The 20189-nt window shown below is 39.3% G+C and carries 21 protein-coding genes and 1 tRNA gene; 9 read left to right on the top strand and 13 right to left on the bottom strand.

What is annotated here, in order from left to right:
* Positions 1 to 90 precede the first annotated feature (90 nt).
* A complete protein-coding gene (locus FZ949_RS07650) occupies positions 91 to 1221 on the top strand; it encodes a glycosyltransferase family 4 protein (protein WP_103580660.1) in 1131 nt (376 codons plus the stop codon).
* A 554-nt stretch (positions 1222 to 1775) separates the two neighbouring features.
* Positions 1776 to 1851: transfer RNA gene (locus FZ949_RS07640), tRNA-Val, on the top strand.
* A gap of 74 nt (positions 1852 to 1925) precedes the next feature.
* On the opposite strand, the gene FZ949_RS07635 is transcribed toward FZ949_RS07640, so the two are convergent.
* The 4 genes from FZ949_RS07635 to FZ949_RS07620 all read right to left on the bottom strand — a co-directional run bounded on the left by FZ949_RS07635 (position 1926) and on the right by FZ949_RS07620 (position 5725).
* Complete coding sequence (locus FZ949_RS07635) at positions 1926 to 3344, bottom strand: alanine/glycine:cation symporter family protein (RefSeq protein ID WP_103580661.1); 1419 nt, start codon at positions 3342 to 3344, stop codon at positions 1926 to 1928.
* 281 nt (positions 3345 to 3625) lie between these two features.
* The gene (locus FZ949_RS09375; protein ID WP_180998612.1) at positions 3626 to 3955 is read right to left on the bottom strand and encodes a hypothetical protein; all 330 of its coding nucleotides are present in this window, start codon (positions 3953 to 3955) and stop codon (positions 3626 to 3628) included.
* 52 nt (positions 3956 to 4007) lie between these two features.
* Positions 4008 to 5174, bottom strand: coding sequence for a replication-associated recombination protein A (locus FZ949_RS07625; protein WP_234401508.1), 1167 nt, complete (start codon positions 5172 to 5174; stop codon positions 4008 to 4010).
* A 20-nt stretch (positions 5175 to 5194) separates the two neighbouring features.
* Positions 5195 to 5725, bottom strand: a complete 531-nt coding sequence (locus FZ949_RS07620) for a pyridoxamine 5'-phosphate oxidase family protein (protein ID WP_148790313.1) — start codon at positions 5723 to 5725, stop codon at positions 5195 to 5197.
* Between the two features lie 79 nt (positions 5726 to 5804).
* Between FZ949_RS07620 and FZ949_RS07615 the strand changes: the two genes are divergently transcribed.
* Positions 5805 to 6098 carry a hypothetical protein gene (locus FZ949_RS07615; RefSeq protein WP_072594049.1) on the top strand — a complete coding sequence of 98 codons (294 nt, stop codon included), beginning with the start codon at positions 5805 to 5807 and terminating at the stop codon, positions 6096 to 6098.
* A 1-nt stretch (position 6099) separates the two neighbouring features.
* Here the strand turns inward: FZ949_RS07615 and ung are convergent, their stop codons facing one another.
* Entirely contained in the window at positions 6100 to 6792 is a 693-nt protein-coding gene (gene ung / locus FZ949_RS07610; protein WP_103580665.1) for a uracil-DNA glycosylase, read from the bottom strand.
* Between the two features lie 64 nt (positions 6793 to 6856).
* On the opposite strand from ung, the gene FZ949_RS07605 reads away from it, so the two are divergent.
* The 4 genes from FZ949_RS07605 (at position 6857) to FZ949_RS09370 (ending at position 10417) form a co-directional block, all read left to right on the top strand.
* A complete protein-coding gene (locus tag FZ949_RS07605; RefSeq protein ID WP_103580666.1) occupies positions 6857 to 7423 on the top strand; it encodes a YbaK/EbsC family protein in 567 nt (188 codons plus the stop codon).
* Between the two features lie 350 nt (positions 7424 to 7773).
* Entirely contained in the window at positions 7774 to 9594 is a 1821-nt protein-coding gene (gene thrS, locus FZ949_RS07600; protein WP_103580667.1) for a threonine--tRNA ligase, read from the top strand.
* The gene (gene infC, locus FZ949_RS07595; RefSeq protein WP_009295104.1) at positions 9591 to 10109 is read left to right on the top strand and encodes a translation initiation factor IF-3; all 519 of its coding nucleotides are present in this window, start codon (positions 9591 to 9593) and stop codon (positions 10107 to 10109) included. The genes thrS and infC overlap by 4 nt, the downstream gene beginning before the upstream one ends.
* A gap of 155 nt (positions 10110 to 10264) precedes the next feature.
* Positions 10265 to 10417, top strand: a complete 153-nt coding sequence (locus FZ949_RS09370; protein ID WP_159070044.1) for a hypothetical protein — start codon at positions 10265 to 10267, stop codon at positions 10415 to 10417.
* A gap of 499 nt (positions 10418 to 10916) precedes the next feature.
* Here the strand turns inward: FZ949_RS09370 and gdhA are convergent, their stop codons facing one another.
* The 8 genes from gdhA to glmM form a co-directional block, all read right to left on the bottom strand.
* Positions 10917 to 12275 (bottom strand): NADP-specific glutamate dehydrogenase, encoded by a 1359-nt coding sequence (gene gdhA / locus FZ949_RS07590; RefSeq protein ID WP_103580668.1) that lies wholly within the window; start codon positions 12273 to 12275, stop codon positions 10917 to 10919.
* A 198-nt stretch (positions 12276 to 12473) separates the two neighbouring features.
* Complete coding sequence (locus tag FZ949_RS07585; RefSeq protein WP_103580669.1) at positions 12474 to 13058, bottom strand: SMI1/KNR4 family protein; 585 nt, start codon at positions 13056 to 13058, stop codon at positions 12474 to 12476.
* Between the two features lie 802 nt (positions 13059 to 13860).
* Positions 13861 to 15300 carry an acetyl-CoA carboxylase subunit A gene (locus FZ949_RS07575; RefSeq protein ID WP_103580670.1) on the bottom strand — a complete coding sequence of 480 codons (1440 nt, stop codon included), beginning with the start codon at positions 15298 to 15300 and terminating at the stop codon, positions 13861 to 13863.
* 116 nt (positions 15301 to 15416) lie between these two features.
* Positions 15417 to 15962, bottom strand: coding sequence for an HI_0983 family protein (locus FZ949_RS07570; protein ID WP_103580671.1), 546 nt, complete (start codon positions 15960 to 15962; stop codon positions 15417 to 15419).
* Between the two features lie 9 nt (positions 15963 to 15971).
* Entirely contained in the window at positions 15972 to 16406 is a 435-nt protein-coding gene (locus tag FZ949_RS07565) for a HemJ family protein (protein ID WP_004317437.1), read from the bottom strand.
* A 9-nt stretch (positions 16407 to 16415) separates the two neighbouring features.
* Positions 16416 to 16778 (bottom strand): NINE protein, encoded by a 363-nt coding sequence (locus tag FZ949_RS07560; protein ID WP_103580672.1) that lies wholly within the window; start codon positions 16776 to 16778, stop codon positions 16416 to 16418.
* Positions 16768 to 17220 carry a signal peptidase II gene (gene lspA, locus FZ949_RS07555; protein ID WP_103580673.1) on the bottom strand — a complete coding sequence of 151 codons (453 nt, stop codon included), beginning with the start codon at positions 17218 to 17220 and terminating at the stop codon, positions 16768 to 16770. Before lspA ends, FZ949_RS07560 begins: the two co-directional genes overlap by 11 nt.
* Positions 17213 to 18553, bottom strand: coding sequence for a phosphoglucosamine mutase (gene glmM, locus FZ949_RS07550; protein WP_087578184.1), 1341 nt, complete (start codon positions 18551 to 18553; stop codon positions 17213 to 17215). The genes lspA and glmM overlap by 8 nt, the downstream gene beginning before the upstream one ends.
* A gap of 157 nt (positions 18554 to 18710) precedes the next feature.
* Here glmM and rpsT point away from each other — a divergent pair, with 157 nt between their 5' ends.
* Together rpsT and prfA are read left to right on the top strand one after the other, a co-directional pair.
* Complete coding sequence (gene rpsT, locus FZ949_RS07545; RefSeq protein WP_004317319.1) at positions 18711 to 18980, top strand: 30S ribosomal protein S20; 270 nt, start codon at positions 18711 to 18713, stop codon at positions 18978 to 18980.
* A gap of 13 nt (positions 18981 to 18993) precedes the next feature.
* On the top strand, positions 18994 to 20061 hold the full coding sequence (prfA, locus tag FZ949_RS07540; protein WP_103580674.1) for a peptide chain release factor 1: 1068 nt from the start codon (positions 18994 to 18996) through the stop codon (positions 20059 to 20061).
* Positions 20062 to 20189 lie beyond the last annotated feature (128 nt).

Here is a 20189-nt window from a genome sequence, read left to right as displayed (position 1 = left end):
GTTTTTATAGGGTTCCCGCAAATTTTTGTTTTTGCAAAAAAAGTATTTATTAGGCTTAGAAATTTTTAGATTCATATGATTGGAGTTGCTATGAAAATTTTTATAATTGGTAATGTCTCGTCTATGATGATAAATTTTAGAGAAGAGCTTATAAAACTACTTGTATCAAAAGGGCATGATGTCTACTGTTTAGTTAGTGACTACAATGAAGAAAGTAGAAAAAAAATAATCTCATTGGGTGCAACACCTCTTGACTATACTTTAAATACAAAAGGTCTAAATCCATTTAAAGATCTCATTGCTACATATGATTTGGTTAAGCTATTTAGGCAGCATAGACCAGATGCGATTTTTTCTTTTTTTGTTAAACCAGTTATTTTTGCAACTATAGCCGCAAAAATAGCAAGAGTACCACGAATAGTAGGCATGATAGAAGGGCTTGGTGGAGCTTTTACGGTTCATAAAAATGGGCAAACAAAAAAGGCGAAAATTATAAAAACTATACAAGTTCTTTTGTATAAAATTTCACTACCATCTCTTGACGAGCTTATATTTTTAAATAATGACGATAAAAAGGATTTGATTGATAGATACAATATAAAAGTAAAGTCCATAAATATATTAGGCGGTATAGGTGTTGATCTTGATAAATTCTCATATACTAAAGCACCTACTGATCCTATAAGTTTTATTTTTATAGCAAGACTTCTTGCAGAAAAGGGAATATTTGAGTATTTAGAGGCAGCTAAAATCGTAAAAGAAAAATATAAATATGTAAAGTTTTATATATTTGGTAGTTTTGATGAGCACAATCCATTTGGATTAACGCAAGAAGAGCTAAAACCTTATCTTGATAGTGGCGTAGTTATATATCCTGGCTTTGTAAATGATATAAAAGAACGGATAGTGAATAGTTCCATTCTTGTCTTGCCTTCGTATTACAGAGAAGGTGTACCAAGAAGTACACAGGAAGCTATGGCGATAGGAAGGGCAGTAATAACCACAAATAGCGTAGGATGTAAAGAAACTGTTGAAGATGGAGTAAATGGATTCTTGGTGCCACCATTTGATAGTAAAATTTTGGCACAAAAGATGATTTATTTTATACAAAATTCAGAAATGATAGTCCAAATGGGTATGGAAAGCAGAAAAATAGCTGAAGTAAAATTTAATATAAATGAAAAGAATGAAAGACTTGCAAAGATTATTATTGGGAAATAGCACATTGCCATTTTTAGATTTTTAATTTAAAAATTTATATTGACTGGATTTTAGCAAACTTATCGTGATTTAAATAATAAAAACTAAGACAAGCTGGTTAGTTTTTTAAGCTAGACTTCTAACCCACTAGTCCACCAACTAGTTTTTATATTGTTCTTATTGGCCTTTTGTTTTAAAAATTCCTATTCATGTTTTGTAGGCTTAAACTCATCTTTGAAGAATTTTTGCTTAGTTTCTATCCTCTTTTCAAGCATCTTCTTATCGTAAATTTTATATGAAGGCTTCCAGTACTCAAGGTAGTTTCTAAAACCAGTGCTGTGACCTGCATCATAGAGACAGCTTACACATTTTAGCTCTTTATCGCTATAAAGGAGTTTTTATGACGGCATGTGAGTTGCCGATATTGACCGGGTAGTTTTCATCTTTACCGATAACTACAAAGTAAGTGCCAGCTAATTCTAATTTTTCCATTGCATTTACTGCTTATAAATAAATTTAATTACTAAAGAATTAAGCTAAATAAAATAGAAAATAAAATATAATCCCAAATCTTTGGTCCCGTAGCTCAGTTGGTAGAGCACTACCTTGACATGGTAGTGGTCGATGGTTCAAGTCCATTCGGGGCCACCACTTCTAACAAAACATCCTAAACAAGAGATTTAAAAATTAATTATTAGTAAATTTTCTAAAGATGTGGTGAAGATTTATTTCAAATAATCTTTCACATCATACTCTTTGCCAGCATCGTGATCTTTTAAAAGCTTTGCCACGATAGGGCTTAAAATGATGATGGCAATTAAATTTGGTACGACCATCAAGCCGTTAAACATATCTGCTAGACTCCAGACAAAATCAACTTTTTGCAAGCTTCCCAAAAATACAAAAACAACTACTAAAATTTGAAAAGCTCTGACCGCCTTTGCGCCAAAAAGGTAGCGCACATTGATCTCTGCAAAGTAGTACCATCCAAGTATGGTCGTAAATGCGAAGAAAAATAGGCAGATCGCTACAAAGCTATAACCGCCAGTTTTGCCAAATATGTGCGACGAAAAGGCCTCTTGCACTAAGGTGATACCTGTAAAGACTGCCTTGCCGTTTTCAAAGCTGATGACATTTGCGGTAAGTACTACAAAAACGGTGATATTTAAAACGATAAAAGTATCTACAAATACGCTCATTATACCAAGTACTGCTTGATCGACTGGGTGTTTGACATTAGCTGCAGCGTGTGCGTGTGGAGTTGAGCCCATACCGGCTTCATTGCTAAAAAGCCCTCTTGCTATGCCGTATCTCATCGCAGCTGCTATGCTAGCTCCAGTCGCTCCACCCCACGCAGCTGAGGGATCAAATGCTGCTTTGTAGATAAGCAAAACTGCATCTGGAATTTCGTGAAAATTTAAAGCGATAATGATTAGTCCAACACCTACATAAAGCAAAGCCATCAAAGGCACAATCTTTTCAGCTACTCTTGCGATCGCCTTTACGCCACCTATAAAGATGACTGCACAGACGATTGCTAAAAAAGCTCCAGTTATCCACTGAGGTATACCAAAGGCACCTTTAAAGCCGTCTGAGATCGAGTTTGCTTGCACCATATTTCCGATAAAGCCAAGTGCGATGATAATAGCGATAGCGAAAAATCCAGCTAAAATTTTTGCCCATTTCCCCTTTAATCCACGACTTATATAAAATGCCGGACCGCCTATCGTGTGCCCGCTATCATCTTTTGTGCGGTAAATTTGAGCTAGGCAAATTTCAGCAAAATTTGTGGCCATGCCTAAAAATGCAGCGCACCACATCCAAAATATCGCTCCAGGACCGCCCATGATAAGAGCTGTTGTCGCACCTACTAGATTGCCAGTGCCAACTTGTGCGGCGATCGCAGTTGCAACTGCTTGAAACTGGCTCATGCCAGCCTTGCCAGCAGCTTCGCCGTGAAGTGAGAAATTTCCAAAAAGTTCTCTTAGACCCATTTTAAACTTAAAAATTTGAACAAATCCAAGCCTAATAGTAAAAAATAGTCCAGTGCCGCAAAGTAGGGCGATAAGGAAGTATGGACCCCAAAGAAATGAATTTATACTTTCAACACAATTATTTAAAATTTCAGCAAAATTTGTAGGCATTTTCTTGACTTTCATTGGTGTAGTTTAGAGAGCGAGTATATTTAAAAAAATATAAAATTAGAATAAATAAGAAAAATTTTTTAGCTTGGATTAAAATTTTGCGCTAGTTTCGGCTTACTCGTAGTGAACTTGTTTTTACTAGCAAGATTTTGCGACCAATATTTTTGTGCTCTAAGGCGTTTTTTGATTGATAATTTCTAAATTTATCCCACAATGAAGGTTTAGAATGGTTCTTGGTTTTTAGATTTTAAAATTAGGTTTTTGCGTGTTTTAGGAGGCTTTTACACGAAATTTGCAATCTTTATTGCGCGGATATAACTTGGCAAAACATATTTGGCTCTTAGTTTGCTAAAAATCTTATAAAGCACGTTACAAGTAGCTTTGGCGTTAAATTTTGCTTCATTGTTATTTGCTGGATTTGCCATATTTTGTTCGCTATTTGACTTGTCGGTAGCCAAACTTTGCGTCAAATTTTTCTCGCCGATCGCCGCCCAAAGTTGTTTAAAAATTTCTGGAAATTCGCTTGCTCTGTCATAAGCTGTCGTTAATCTACCCCAAGGCACGTCTTCTATCTTTAAATTTGCGATATACGCTAAATTTTGCTCGTTCATTTGTATTTCTTTTAAAATTTACTCCATAAATCTGACAGAGTAAAGCCTAAATTTAGCCTTTTGACTTTATCTTTTCTAGCCACTCATTTAGCGTTTTTTCAAAGCCAATGCCCTTGCTTTTATAAAAAACGAGCGGTTTTTCTAGGTATTTTTGATCGACCCAGCCGCCAAAATCATGCGGATAAAGGTAGCCTTTGTTCTCTTTTGTGTGATTTTTAAGATATGGTGGAATCTTTAAAATTTCTTCGCTTTGCACGTATTTTAGGGCGGCATTTATCGCATTGTAGCTGGAGTTTGACTTTGGTGAGCTAGCTAGATAGATGGCGCACTGAGCCAGTATGATCCTAGCTTCTGGAAAGCCTATCTCTTTTACCGCGCTAAGCGTGCTGGCAGCTAAATTTAGCGCATTTGGGTTTGCGTTGCCGATGTCTTCGCTGGCAAATATCGCCATCCTTCTAGCGATAAAGTCCGCACTCTCGCCAGAGTCTATCAGCCTTGCTAAGTAGTATATAACGGCGTTTTCGTCGCTTCCACGCAGGCTTTTTATAAAAGCGCTTGCTAGCTCATAGTGCGTGTCATCCTCTTTTGCCCCCTCTTTTAGGGCGTTTTGACGAAGTGTTTTTAAATTTTCTAGGCTCACATTTTCATCAAGCGTGATGGCAAATTCGAGCAAATTTAGCATAGCTCTTGCATCACCACCACTACTTTTAAATAAATATTCTTTGGCTTCATCATCTATGCTAAAAGAAATTTGCTCTCTGATCTTGCCAAGAAGCTCTTCAAAATCGCCACTACTAAGCGGCCTAAACTCAAAGAGCATCGAGCGGCTTCTTATGCCTGAGCTTAGCGTGAAAAAGGGATTTTCGGTGCTAGCGCCGATAACTAGGGCTTTGTAGTTTTCCATGGGAATTAGCAGTGCTTCTTGTTGGGTTTTGCTTAGGCGGTGGATCTCGTCTATGAAAAAGAGTGGCTTATTTAGGGCGTTTTCGTAGTTTTTTAAAATTTTGCGAAAGTCATCTATCTTTAAATTTCCGCCGTCAAACTCGTAAAAGTCGTAGTTTGCGCCGCTTGCGACTACCCTTGCAAAGCTCGTCTTGCCACAACCTGCTGGACCATAAAAGATGGAGTGTGGGATTTTGCTAGAGGCTATAAATTTTAAAAATGCTACTTTAACTGCCTTTTGGCCGCAAATTTCATCCAAATTTTTTGGTCTAAACATCAGTGCAAGCGAGCTCAAATTTATTCCTTTGTTGGTTTTGGTAAAATTTTGGCCTTAGCACTAAGGCTCTCTATCTTTAGCTCGTAAATTTTTATGATTTTTAGCCCATACTCCGCAGCCACGTCAAATGTACTCATCGCGTAGGCAGTGTATTTTTGGCTAAGAATTTTTAAAATTTCATACTTTTTAGCTTCGTCTGTGATCTCGTAAACTCTAGTTTTTGCAATGGCGCTTTTGTACTCAGTCGTAAAGACCTTGCCTCCAAGTGCCTTGCCATCGCCTTTTATCGTATCTAGCTCGCTTTCGCTTAGATGCGGGACTTTGTTAAAACTAACGCAGACAAACTCTACTTTTCGTCCATCTTGAAGCAGTTTTGCCTTACAGCCAGCGGTAGCTCCGTGTATAAAAATGCTTTCACCAACTCTAACTGGCGAGATAGGCACGCTAAAAATTTCTCCCTCATCATCCACGCATGAGATCACGGCGTATTCGCAGTTATCGATGATCTCAAGCGCCTCATCACGTCCAAGCTCTCTATCTTTTCGTCTCATTTTTTGTCCTTTTTTTGCAAAATATTTTAAAATTTAAGTGCTTAAAGGCTAGTATAACGCAAAAATTTCAAGGAAAAACATGAAAAAAATAGCTATTTTTGCCATTTTGCTTGGCGTAAATTTAGTCCATGCAAACGATGTTTGCAATGAATATATCAAGCAAAGCAGGCTCTATCTTGACGAGTTTTATGCCAAAGAGAGCAAACGACTTGCAAATGATGAAAAGGCGTTAAGGCTTTTTGAGCTTAAATTTGATGAGTTTAAACAAAGACAAAGTGGCCAAGAAGCCATAATTTTGCAAAACAAAGATGAGAAATTTTGCAAAAGAAAGCTTGAAGAGACAAACAAGCTTTTAAATGATCTAAAAAAGTAGATCAAATTTTTACGTTTAGATCCCAGTCTATTGGCGTTTTGCCGTGGTTTGCTAGATAGATATTTGCCTTTGAAAAGTGCCTGCAGCCAAAAAACGCGCCACGAGCCAGTGGGCTTGGATGTGCTGCCTCTAAGATGAGGTGCTTGCTGGCGTCTATAAGCGGTGCTTTTGCTTTGGCTGGGTTGCCCCAAAGCATGAAAACTACATTTTGTAAATTTTGGCTAATCTTTTTTATTACGGTGTCAGTAAAGTCCTGCCAGCCAAAATTAGCATGAGAATTTGCCGCTCCAGCGCTAACGCTAAGAGTTGAGTTTAGAAGCAGTACGCCTTGTTTTGCCCATTTTGTTAGATCGCCGCTATTTGGCTCTTTTATGCCAAGATCAGCGTAAATTTCTTTATAGATATTTACAAGACTTGGTGGGACTTTTACGTCACTAGGCACTGAAAAGCTTAGCCCCATGGCTTGATTTGCGCCGTGATATGGATCTTGTCCTAGGATTACGACTTTGACATAGTGAAAAGGCGTTAGGTTAAATGCATTAAATATAAGCGTACTTGGTGGATAGACGGTGCCAGCACTCTTTGCTTTTAAGAAATTTTCTTTGATACGTACGAAATTTTCACTCAAAAACTCATCTTTTAGCACCTCTTTCCAGCTTGGCTCGATCTTTATATCATTTAAATTTATCTGCATTTTCCTGCCTTTTGTAAGTTTTAGCGGTATAATTTTAACTAAAATTTATCCAAAGGAAAGAGCTGTGTCTGAGCAAATTTTTAATAAGATCTATGAGCTTCTTAGCAAGAATGAAGCCAAATTTAAAGTACTAAATCATGAGAGTGCGACCACTTCAGAAGAGGTGGCAAAACTTAGGGGAACAAAGATGAGCCAAGGCGCAAAGGCTCTGGTTTGCTCTATAAAAGGGGTAGATGAGGAAAAATTTAGGCAAATTTTTAAAGATGAAAATGTGCTAAATGATTATTTGCTAAGCGATGAAAAGCCAGCGATGAAGGCTGGTAAAATTTATATTTTGGCTATTTTGCCAGCCGATATGCAAGCAAATCTTGATAGCTTGACACAAAAATTTGATGGCAAAAGAGCAAGCCTAGCTAGTCCAGATGAAGTTTTGGCATTGACAGATTGTGTTTTTGGTTCAGTGCCACCGTTTAGCTTTCATAAAAATTTACACATTGTAGTTGATGAAAGGTTGCTACAAAGAAACGATGAGATCGCATTTAATGCAGGACTACTTGACAGATCGATCATTTTAAATACAAAAGATTATACGAAGATAGTACGACCAACGCTAATAAATTTTGCAGAATAAAAAAGTGCTAGGCTAACCACTTCCTAGCACTAAATATTGTCGGGAGAAAAATGAATTTAAATAATGCAAAGACGAGAAATTGCTAAATTCATTTCAAGAACAAATATTATCAGGCATAATCTTAAAATATAATAAATTATATAAATAAAAAGCTTTAAATTTAGGTATTTACGCATTTAAATATAAATATATATATTTTATAAATAAATTTATATATCAAAGCTTGTCGATTTAAAAAGAATTTATAAAAATTTGCTTAGTAAATATTAAGTTTAGCTTAAAGCCCATTTAGATAAAATCCTTAATCGTTCTTTTATCGTAAAAAAGACAATTTGATATAAGGAAAAACAATGAGCGATATCATCGCATACAAACTAAATGGCGAAATAGTCGATACTCAAAGTATCGCAGGGCGTGAGAGTAGTGCTGAGCCTGTCTATTTTGACAACTCAAAAGAAGCACTACACGTTATCAGACACTCCTGTGCGCATCTCATGGCACAAGCTATCAAATCACTCTATCCAAAGGCAAAATTCTTTGTCGGACCAAATGTAGAAGATGGGTTTTATTATGATTTTAGAGTTGATGATGAGGGCACGAAGCTAGGCGAGAGCGATCTAGTAGCGATCGAAGATAAGATGAAAGAGCTTGCTGAGAAGAAATTTGACATCGTCAAAACTTGCTCAACCAAAGCTAATATGAGTGAGAAATTTAAAAACGATGATCTTAAACAAGAGGTCTTAAAAAGAATTCCAGATGGCGAAGTGAGTAGCTATTCGCAAGGCGATTTTGAAGATCTTTGCCGTGGACCACACGTACCAAATACTAAATTTTTAAAATTTTTCAAACTAACACGCGTGGCCGGGGCTTATCTTGGAGGCGATGAGAGCCGTGAGATGCTAACTAGAATTTACGGCACAGCATATGCAGATAAAGAGAGCTTAAAAGAGCACATCCGTATCATCGAAGAGGCTAAAAAGCGTGACCATAGAAAGCTTGGTGCCGAGATGAAACTATTTACTTTTGATGAAGAAGTGGGTGGCGGCTTGCCGATATGGTTACCAAATGGCGGACGCTTAAGATCAAAACTAGAGCAGCTCTTATACAAAGCTCACCGCGACCGCGGTTACGAGCCAGTGCGTGGTCCTGAGCTTTTAAAGGCTGACGTGTGGAGAAGAAGCGGCCACTACGCAAACTACAAAGAAAATATGTACTTTACAACGATCGATGAGACAGAGTATGGCATCAAGCCGATGAACTGCGTTGGTCACATCAAAGTTTATCAAAGTGACATCCGCTCTTACCGCGACTTACCGCTTAAATTTTTCGAGTACGGCGTCGTGCACCGTCATGAGAAAAGCGGCGTGCTTCACGGACTTTTCAGAGTTCGCGAATTTGCACAAGATGACTCACATATCTTTTGTATGCCAAGCCAGATAAAAGAAAATATCTTAGAAATTTTAAAATTTGCTGGCAAGATAATGGAAAATTTTGGCTTTCACTATGAGATGGAAATTTCAACCAAGCCGGCAAAAGCGATCGGTGGGGATGAAATTTGGGAAACTGCGACCAAAGCGCTAAAAGAAGCGCTTGACGAAAACGGCTTTAAATACGGAATCGACGAGGGCGGCGGCGCATTCTACGGTCCAAAAATCGACATCAAAATTACCGATGCGCTAAAGAGAAAGTGGCAGTGCGGCACGATCCAGGTTGATTTTAACTTGCCAGAGCGCTTTGATCTAGGCTACATCGACGCAAATAACGAAAGACAGCGCCCCGTAATGCTCCACAGAGCACTGCTTGGCAGTTTTGAGAGATTTATAGGAATTTTACTTGAGCACACTGCTGGTGAGCTACCATTTTTTATCGCTCCTACGCAAGTCGTCATCGTGCCTATTAGCGATGCGCATTTAGACTATGCAAAAGAAATTTCACGTGAGCTAAGAAAGATCAATATCGATAGCGAGATCGCAAGTAAAAATGAGAGTTTAAATAAGAGAATAAGAACGGCAGAAAAACAAAGGGTGCCCATGATAGTCGTGCTAGGTGACAACGAAGTAGCGAATAAGAGCGTTGCGCTACGCGACAGACAGGCTAGGACGCAGAGTGATATGAGCTTGGCGGAATTTATAAATTTAACAAAGGAGAAACTTAGTGAGGTACATTTTTGAGTAAGGAAAATGAAGTATTGCTCAATGAGGACATAAGGGCGAGAGAGGTAAGATGTGTAGGGGATGATGGCACAGCATACGGTGTCATCTCAAGAGATGAGGCTTTAGAGATCTCAAATAAGCTTGGGCTTGATCTAGTGCTTATAGCGCCAGATGCGAAGCCGCCAGTTTGCAAGATAATGGACTATGGTAAATTCCGTTATCAGCAAGAGAAAAAGCAAAAAGAAGCCAAGAAAAAGCAAAAAACCATCGAGATAAAAGAGATAAAACTCTCTGTCAAGATCGCCCAAAACGATATAAACTACAAGGTTAAACACGCAAGCGAGTTTTTGCAAGATGGCAAACACGTTAAATTTCGTGTATTTTTAAAGGGTCGCGAGATGAGCACCCCAGAGGCTGGCGTAGCCATGCTTGAGAAGGTCTGGGAGATGATCAAGGATGAGGCTGACCGCGACAAAGAGCCTATAATAGAAGGTCGTTATGTAAATATGCTTGTAACTCCAAAAAAGGGTTAAATTTTCACAAAGAGCAGGCTAGGGTTTGCTCTTTGTTACATTAAATTTTTAATACAAAAACTTATAAATAATTATTTTCCAAAAATCATATCATTTTTATATGTGTTAAATTTATGCAAAGGCGTTTGCAGGGTTGATATACCTTATGGTTAAATTTGATAGGCAAAATTTGGATGTGGTTTAAATTTAGTAAATTTTGGTCTTTACTTGCTGGAATTTACCCGCTTTGTTATCGCTCGTATGGATGTTGTGCTGAAAATATTTCTTGTGAGCTTACAAAATTTGAGTGCTTGCGTGAGTATTTTTAAGCTAAATTTTGCCTAATATCTAGCTAAATTTGGCAATGGGATATCGCTTTAATAATACTTTTTTACAAAAAGCTTTGACTACTCTTGGTTTTATGTGGCGACCAAATTTGACGATAAATTTGCTTGTTCGTGGATTAAATGTAGCAAATTTTAATTTTTCTTACTAGAATTTGCTCCATCCTTTTTATATCAACCATTACATGGGCACTTTGCTGAAATTCGACTAGGCAAGAGCTCGCCTGAAAGAGTAAATTTGATAACTTCTTTCGAGTTGTAAATTAATGGTGCCTGTGCGAGAGTTATAAACTAATTTTCGCCTAGTAGCTGTATAAATTTGCTAAAAAATTCGCTTGTTTATAGTTTAAATTTATAAAATTTTTTAATTATCTCTTGCCAAAAGAAAACTCTCTTTTAGCTGAAAACCCAAAGCTACTTCATATTGATTTACGTCCAAATTTAACTTGGACGTAAATTTATAGAGCTAAGAGCAAAATCAGCCCTACACATATCCCTGATCTATCATAGCATCGGCCACTTTTCTAAAGCCAGCGATATTTGAGCCAAGCACCAAGTTGCCCTCATTGCCAAACTCTTTACTCGTTTCGTAGCTTAGCTCAAAGATGTGGTTCATGATGCCATGAAGTCTGCGATCGACCTCCTCGAAGCTCCACGAAGTCATGCCGGCGTTTTGCATCATCTCAAGGCCTGACGTGCCGACGCCGCCCGCGTTTGCCGCCTTTGCCGGAGCGAAGCAAAAATCCTTTTGCGCTAGCATGAAATTTATCGCATCAAGCGTGCTTGGCATATTTGCGCCCTCAGCCACGAAGCGACAGCCGTTAGCGTAGAGCGTCTTTATGTCGGCTAGGTGCAGCTCGTTTTGCGTCGCGCACGGAAACGCTCCGTCGCACGGTACGTCCCACACGCCGTTTCTGCCCTCTTTGTACTCGCTCACGCTTACGTATTTTGCATTTGGTCTAAATTTGACGTACTCGCTAAGGCGCGCGCGTTTAACCTCTTTTAGCTCTTTAAGCACCGCTAGATCGATACCCTCGGCGTCGTAAACGTATCCGTTTGAATCAGAAACCGTGATAGGCAGCGCGCCTACTTGGTAGAGCTTTTCTGCCGTGTAGATGGCGACGTTTCCGCTACCGCTTATGCTGCATTTTTTGCCCTCTAGCCCAAGGCCCGCTTTTTGCAGCATATTTTGCGTGAAATATACCAGCCCGTATCCGGTCGCCTCCGTGCGCGCTAGGCTGCCGCCCCAGTTTAGGCCTTTGCCCGTTAGTATGCCGTCAAATCTGCCCGTGAGCTTTTTATACTGCCCAAACATATAGCCGATCTCGCGCGCGCCCACGCCGATGTCGCCTGCCGGTACGTCTACGGTGTTGCCGATATGGCGGTATAGTTCGGTCATAAATGCCTGGCAAAAGCGCATTATCTCGCCCTCGCTCTTGCCCTTTGGATCAAAGGTGCTGCCGCCCTTTGCACCGCCGATGTTTACGCCCGTGAGCGAGTTTTTAAAAATTTGCTCAAATCCTAAAAATTTAAGCACGCCAAGATCCACGCTAGGATGCAGTCTGATGCCGCCTTTATATGGGCCCACGGCTGAGTTAAACTGCACGCGGTAGCCGTTATGCACCTGCGGTCTGCCGTCGTCATCCGTGTAGGTAACGCGAAATATCACCGTGCGCTCGGGTATCACGATACGCTCTAGGATCGCGTGTTTTTGGTATTTACTCTCTTTTTTTATAAGCGGCTCGAGGCTGTTTAGCACCTCGGTCGCAGCCTGTACGAACACGCCTTGGCCCGGATTGGTTCTTTTTATCCACTCCATCGTTTTTTCGATGTACTCGCTCATCTTCGCTCCTATTCGTCAAATTTTTGTAGTTGAATATTAACTCTCCTAGAAAAAATTTTTATTTAAATTTATTTTTATATTTTTATTTTAGGCAATGAGCGTTACATATCGAAACTAAATTTATAAAATGTGATTTTTGTTTCGATCACTAGGATAAATTTATAAAAGAGAATTTAGGCTGAGTGGAGCCTAAATTTACTAAATTTGCGCTATCTCTTGCCAAAAAGGAAGTGCTTTTTCGTCTGCTTTAACAAATTTTAGGATTTGCTCGGCTAATGGCATAGCTTCATCATTTAGCCTTGCTATATCGATGCTAGCAAGCGCTATGAAAAATTTTTCAAAGTCACTCGCAACGCGCCTGCTGCAAAGCTTTTTATTTCCAAGTAGCCACGCATGAACTGCACCACTCGTGCAATTAAGCAAAAATATCCACGGATCACCCACGGCAAAAACTATCAAATTTAAAGGACGAGTCTCGCCACTCCACCATTTGCCGCCGTACTCATCTACGCTATTTAGTCGTGCTATCTCGCTTGCATAGTCGCCTCTAGAGCCAAATTTGACATTGCAAATTTCAAAGTTGCCAAGGTCAAATTTACTTAGAAACTCTATAAATTTAGCTGGGAAATTTACGCCAAGAGCTTCTTGTGCGTTTTTAAGTGCTTGTATGGTAGCTTTAACATCATTTTGAAGCAAGAGTCTCATGCCAGTCATACCCTCTTGCTCTAGTGGCAAGAAAATTTGATCTAACTTTTGAGCGATTTCATCTAGCTTTAAAAACATATTAGTCCTTTAATTTGCTAAATTTTGGCAAATTTTATCAAATTTATTTCAGCACGCTTTTAAATTTGACCCATTTGTTGCCAAATTTAGACTACGATCTTCATAAATTTAAGAAGCTGGCGGAGATAACTAAGAAAACTAGCAATCACTAAATGTGAGATGTTATAAAGATTAATGATGATATAACTTAGCTTGTTAAAGTCGCGTAGCCCATAAAAGAGATTTATGACGATGCTAAAATATACGAACTTGAGGGCTTTTGCGTACGAATGAGCTCGCCACTTATAGTGGAGTGTAAAGAAATTTTGAGCGGAGCAGCACTCAAAAGTGGAGCAAAAGATAAAAAATTTAAATGAGGGTGTGCCGCCTAAAGAGCAGGGTACAAGGATAGGCAAAACCATCTGACGGCTAAATCTTGGCGTATATTTCTACACGCCAGTTTACCTGCGTGAGGGGTGCTTTACTTTGGCACCGCTAGTAATGGCGGATATCTCTATGCCGTTGAGGCGAAAAGTAGCGAAGTGATATTTAAATTTAAAACAAGTGGCACGGAGTATTTTCCTTGAGTCGATGGTTAAATTCTACTCGCAAACCACAAAAATAAGCCAGCTTTGATAAGCACTAAAAATGGCTTGCTACTAAAAAAGATAGAGTTTGAGAAATTTACTTAGCACAGATCAGATCATGTTAGTAAGCGGTGGCAGGCTCTACGCTGTGGTAGTTGACGGAGTTAAGACGCACGCAGTTTGCGCGAAAATTTAGCTTTGGCGAAATTTATCGCCAAAGCCGCAATGAGATAAATTTATCTCTTCTTTTTATATCTTTTTATCGCCTCTACGATGACCTCTTCTAGATCATCGTTTGGCTCTTTATTCATATCGTCATAGGTGCTTTCAAGGATAGTTTTTAAGTTTTTCTCAACGTAGCTAGTATCGAAAAATCCTCTTCTAAATTCCTTACTTTTACTGATTGTTAGCAAAAATGGGATGATCGTTCGCACGCCTTCGATGGTAAATTCTTCAAGTGCTCTTTCAAGCTTATTTACCGCTAGATCGTAGTCGGTCGCCTTTACGATCAACTTTGCGATAAGTGAGTCGTAAAATGGCGGTATGGTGTAGTCTTTATAGACATGGCTATCGACACGCACAGATGGGCCAAGGGCTGGGTAGTAGCCCTCGATCGTGCCTGGTGCTGGGATGAAATTCTCCCAGACATTTTCAGCCGTTATCCTTGCTTCTATCGCGTAGCCGCGCGGCTTGATGTCGCTTTGCTCGATCTCTAAAATTTCACCCGCAGCGATCCTTATCTGCCTAACGACTAAGTCGTGGCCGGTGATCTCTTCAGTGATGCCATGCTCCACTTGGATACGGGTATTCATCTCCATGAAGTAAAAGTTGTTGTAGTCATCTAGCAAAAACTCGATCGTTCCGACGTTTGAGTAACCCACAGCCTTTGCAGCAGCGACCGCAGTCACGCCCATGATCTTTCTTAAATTTTCACTGATCGAAGGGCAAGGTGCGATCTCGATGATCTTTTGGTGGCGCCTTTGGATAGAGCAGTCACGCTCGCAAAGGTGGATGATGTTACCGTAGTTGTCGCCTAAAATTTGAAACTCGATGTGGCGAGGATTGACGACAAGCTTCTCCATAAAAACTTCGTCATTGTTAAAGTATGCCTTGGCCTCTCTGGTGCACGACTCAAAGGCATCTTGCATATCTTCTTCTTGCCAAACCTCTCTAATGCCGCGGCCACCACCACCACCGCTTGCTTTTAAGATGACTGGATAGCCGATGCGTCTAGCGTGCTCTTTTATGGCGTCCATACTCTCATCATTTAGCTTTTCAGTGCCTGGCACTATTGGTATGCCGTTTTTCTTCATCAGATATCTAGCGATGTTTTTATCGCCCATTTTCTTGATGACTTCGGCCTTTGGACCGATGAAGATAAGCCCAGCATCCTCAACTGCCTTTGCAAATTCGTAGTTTTCGCTTAAAAAGCCGTATCCTGGGTGTATCGCGTCAGCCCCACACTCTTTAGCAAGCTTTACGATAGCTTTGGCGTCAAGATAGCCCTTGATTGGATCTTCGCCCACTTGATAGGCCTCATCGGCTATCCTGACATGCAAGCACTCGCTGTCTGGCGCTGTGTAAATTCCTACGCTTTGGATGTGTAAATCCCTACAAGCTCTGACTATCCTAACTGCGATCTCACCACGATTTGCGATAAGAATTTTATGTATCATAGGCTATCCTTTTTGAGTTTTTCTTATCATATAACTATTCGTTTTATTTTTAGATAAATTTGTTAAGTCTGGTTTTAAAATTTGAGTGCAAAGGCTAAATTTACACTCAAATTTCTTTATTTACTAACGATCTGTGGGAAAGGTGTGGCTAGGGCTTTTTTGCTAAAATCTTGCGACTCGATCGTGAAATTTGTAGCAAATCTTTGAATGCCCTCTTTTTTATAAGCACGCCTTTGGATGGTAAAAAGGACTAAATTTCCGCCCTGTTTGGTGTAGCGATATATCGAGTGCTCGGCTGTTGGAGTGCCATTTAAATTTGAAAATATCGTGATATCAAGATAAATTTCATTTGCGAGCGAGCCCTTTTTATAAGCTACTTTTAGCCCTTTTGCCTTTAGTTCTTTTAGATCATTTATCTTTTGCTCGACCGCTTGCTCTGGTGTAGCGTCAAATTTAAGGGTATTTAGCGAGAGCATGTAGCTAAAACTATCTAGTTTCTCACCAGGGAGCAAGTACTCCTGTGTGAATAAATTTGGCACAGGCTTGGCTGAGCTTGCTAGCGAGTAGAGTCTGTTGTCAAATTTTATCTGCATCGGCTCAAAATACTGAGTAGCCGCGAGCAAGAGCGCTGGCAAAGCGATAAATGCTAAAAATTTCTTCATCAAATTCCTTTAAAATGGATTTACTATCATGACCCAGATGATGATGAGCATCGCGATAGTTGGCACTTCGTTATAAGCTCTAAAGAAGATGCCACTTTTGTTACAGCGTTTCTCTTTGAGCTGCTTCATGTAGCGTCCAAGGTCTAGGTGATAGATAGCCATTAAGATGACAACTAAAATTTTGACGTGGATGTGACCAGTTTTTATAAGATCAGGCATTGCAATAAGTATCAAAATACCAGTGACAAATGAGCCGATGAGCGCGACCCAGCCGATGTAGTGATACATCTTATACTCCATCACTTCGACCACTTTTACAAAGTCTGGTTTATCCATATTTTCTACGTGATAAACGTAGAGCCTTGGCTGATAAAACAGCACTGCCATCCACGAGATGAAAAACAAATAGTGGAGGTATTTTAAGTAAAGATAATATTCTGCCATAACGTCTCCTTATCTAAAAAGTATCTCTTTTCTAGCTTCAAATTCAGCCTTGCTGATCGCACCACTCTCAAAAAGCTCGTAAAGCCTTTTTAAGTCCTCTTCTTTATCTTTTAGTTTTACTCTCTCTTTTAGCTCGGCCTTTTGTAAATTTTTCTCGACATAAGCGCCAACCAAAAATGCATCGATGATCCACCAAATGCCCCAAATAGCCAAAAATAAGTAGCCAATGAGGATGATTTGCAAAGAGTAACCGATAAAAAATAGTCCCATCATCAAAAAGCCAGTGATAAATTTACCAAGGTAAATTCTATGCGCTCCAAGCCAGCCAGTAAGTAGCCAAAGCGCGTATGCGACGTAGATATTATTTCCCACTCTTTCTCCTTTTTCTAAAGCTTTGCCAAAGGATCATCACCACGCAAAGATCGATCATCACATCAGCGAAGTTAAAGACCGCAAAGTTAAACCACTTATGCCAAAAGACGTAATCCACGACGCCGCCATGGATAAATCTATCTATGATATTTGAGCTACCAGCTCCTAGCAAAGCTCCAAGCCAAATGGCATGCGAGCAAAGTAGTTTTTTTTCAACGACCAGATAGACAAAAACGCCTAAAATGAGGGCAATTTGGATAAATTTCAGCCACTCATCTAAAAAGGCAAACATCGAAAATGCAACACCCTTATTATATGTAATAACTAGCGAAAAAAACTCTCCGTCCCACGAAAAACCATCTATAAATATCATCTTTATCGCTTGATCAACGATAAAAATGATAAAAAATGCGATGAAAAATTTAACTAAGCTTTTACGCATTTAGGGCTTTTACAAAAAATTTCTCAACTTCATCCATGCGTTTTTCAACTAAAGTTTGATTTTTGCCCTCGAGCAAAAGTCTGATCAAATTTTCAGTGCCAGAGTATCTAAAGAGCGATCTTATGCCCTCTTTTGCAAGGCTAGCTTCAAGCTCTTTTAGACCCTCTATCTTATCAAGCGGCTTTTTCTCTGTGATCTTTAAATTTAGTAAAATTTGTGGATATGGCTTTAGCTCGCCAAAAATTTCACTAGCTTTTTTACCTTTTTTAAGCATCATCGCGACAACTTGCATCGAGGTAACAAGGCCGTCGCCAGTTTTAGCGTAGTCGTTAAATATCACGTGACCGCTTTGCTCACCGCCAAAATTTATACCATTTTCTTTCATCATCTCAAGCACGTATTTATCGCCTACGTTTGAGCGAAGTAGTTTGATCTTATGAGCTTTTAGGTAGTCATCAAGTGCGGCGTTACTCATCACCGTAGCCACGATGGCTCCGCCTTTTAGCGCCTTTTGCTCGTGTAAAAATGCTGCTAGTGAGCCAAGTATCGCATCTCCATGCACAACTTCGCCGTTTTCGTCAACTACTACAAGCCTATCAGCATCGCCGTCAAATGCAAAGCCGATGTCAGCACGAAGCCTTTTTACCTCGCTTGCTAGATCTTCTGGGTGAAGTGCGCCGCAGTTTTGGTTGATATTGCTACCATTTGGTTCGTCATTTATGACGATGACATCGGCTCCAAGCTCGCTAAATACAGTTGGTGCGACCTTGTAAGCAGCTCCGTTTGCCACGTCTAAAACTACTCGTAAATTCTTTAAATTTAACTCTTTTGGGAATGAATTTTTGATCTGTACGATATATCTGCCGATAACGTCGTCAATTCTCTTGTTTGCTCCGATCTCCGTCATCGTCTTTTGAGCGTTTGCGATGAGCTCATCGTCGTAGAAAATTTTCTCTATCTCAGCTTCTATTTTTTCATCAAGTTTGTTGCCAAAGCTATCAAAAAATTTGATGCCATTATCGTAGTATGGGTTGTGCGATGCGCTTATCATGATACCAGCGTCACAGCGCATATTTTCTGTTAAAAATGCGATCGCAGGTGTTGGCATAGGGCCTATTTGAAGGACGTTGTAGCCAACCGCAGTTAGCCCTGCAACGATGGCAGTTTCTATCATATAACCGCTTTTTCTAGTATCTTTTCCAACCAAAATCACATTTGTCGCTGAAGTTTTTCTAAAATAAATTCCAGCTGCCATTGCAAGACGCATAGATGTTTGAGCTGAAAGCTTCTCGCCAGCTTTTCCACGAACTCCATCCGTTCCAAATAGTTTCATAAATTTATCCTTTTTATTATAAAATTGTGCTATTTTATCAGAATTTACCTAATTTAAAATCTAAAATTTTACTTTCATTAAGGATGACTTAAATTAAGGTTAAATTTATTATATCTTTAATATAATCACCGACTAAAATTATTCAAAAAGGTATATTATGGCAAACCATAAATCTGCTGAAAAAAGAGCTAGACAAACTATAAAAAGAACAGAAAGAAATAGATTTTACCGCACAAGACTTAAAAATATAACAAAAGCAGTGCGTGTAGCTGTAGAAGCTAAAGATCTAAATGCTGCAAATGAAGCTTTAAAAGTCGCTAACAAAAGCATCCACAGCTTCGTAAGTAGAGGCTTTTTGAAGAAACAAACTGCTGCTCGCCGTGTTAGTCGCCTTGCACAATTAGTAAATACTCTAAAAGCTGCTTAATTTATAAAATTTAATGTTTGCTGATAAACTTCATCCATTTTTGGATCGCTATAATGAAATTTCTGCGCTTCTTAGCGATCCAAATATAGCAAACGATATCGAAAAGATGACAAAGCTCTCAAAAGAGCAATCATCTATCGAGCCAGTCGCATCTGCCTCAACAAAATATCTAGAAATTTTAAAAGACATCGACGAAAATAAAGCCCTACTTGAGGACTCTGAGCTTGGAGAACTAGCAAAAGAAGAACTTAAAAATTTAGAGATTTCAAGAGAAAAGCTTGAAGAAGAGATAAAAATTTTACTTCTTCCAAAAGATCCAAACGATGATAAAAATATATTTTTAGAAATTCGTGCAGGTACTGGTGGTGATGAGGCCGCGCTATTTGTTGGGGATCTTTTTAATGCTTACATTAGATATGCAGAGCTTCGTGGATATAAATTTGAGATCGTTAGTCAAAGCGAAGGCAATACTGGTGGCTTTAAAGAGATCATCGTACTTATAAAAGGTAAAGGTGCTTACTCGAGGCTAAAATTTGAAGGCGGTACACACAGAGTTCAACGTGTGCCAGAGACCGAGAGCCAGGGTAGGGTGCACACTTCAGCTGTGACTGTAGCTATTATGCCAGAGGTCGAGGATAGTGAGATCGAGATCAATCCAAATGATATAAGAGTCGATGTGATGAGAAGCTCAGGTCACGGTGGTCAGTCGGTAAATACAACCGATAGTGCCGTTAGGATCACACATATACCAACTGGCCTTGTTGTAACAAACCAAGATGGCAAGAGTCAGCACAAAAATAAAGAAGCTGCAATGAAGGTGCTAAAGGCTAGACTTTATGAGCTTCAAGAACAAGAGAGACTTGCAAAAGAGACTAGTGAGCGAAAGAGCCAAGTTGGTACCGGAGATCGTTCTGGTAGGATAAGGACATACAACTATCCGCAAAACCGCATAAGCGATCACCGTATAAATTTAACACTTTACCGCCTTGATGCGATTATGGCTGCGGGATTATTTGACGAGATCATCGAGCCACTTATTACGCATTATCAAGCAGAAGCTATGCTAGAAGCTGGCATTTAAACTTTCAAATTTCTATTTCAAATTTTATAATTTATTTCTTTACCTAAAAATATTGCTTTAACTTAAAATACTTTTAAATTTACCAAGCTTTAAAGTCAAATTTACAAGAATTTTACAAAAATAGATAT

The organism is Campylobacter concisus, from assembly GCF_902460545.1.
Taxonomy (GTDB): Bacteria; Campylobacterota; Campylobacteria; order Campylobacterales; family Campylobacteraceae; genus Campylobacter_A; species Campylobacter_A concisus_AE.
The sequence above is the reverse complement of the archived record's forward strand: the minus strand, read 5'-3'. Positions and strand labels throughout refer to the sequence as shown.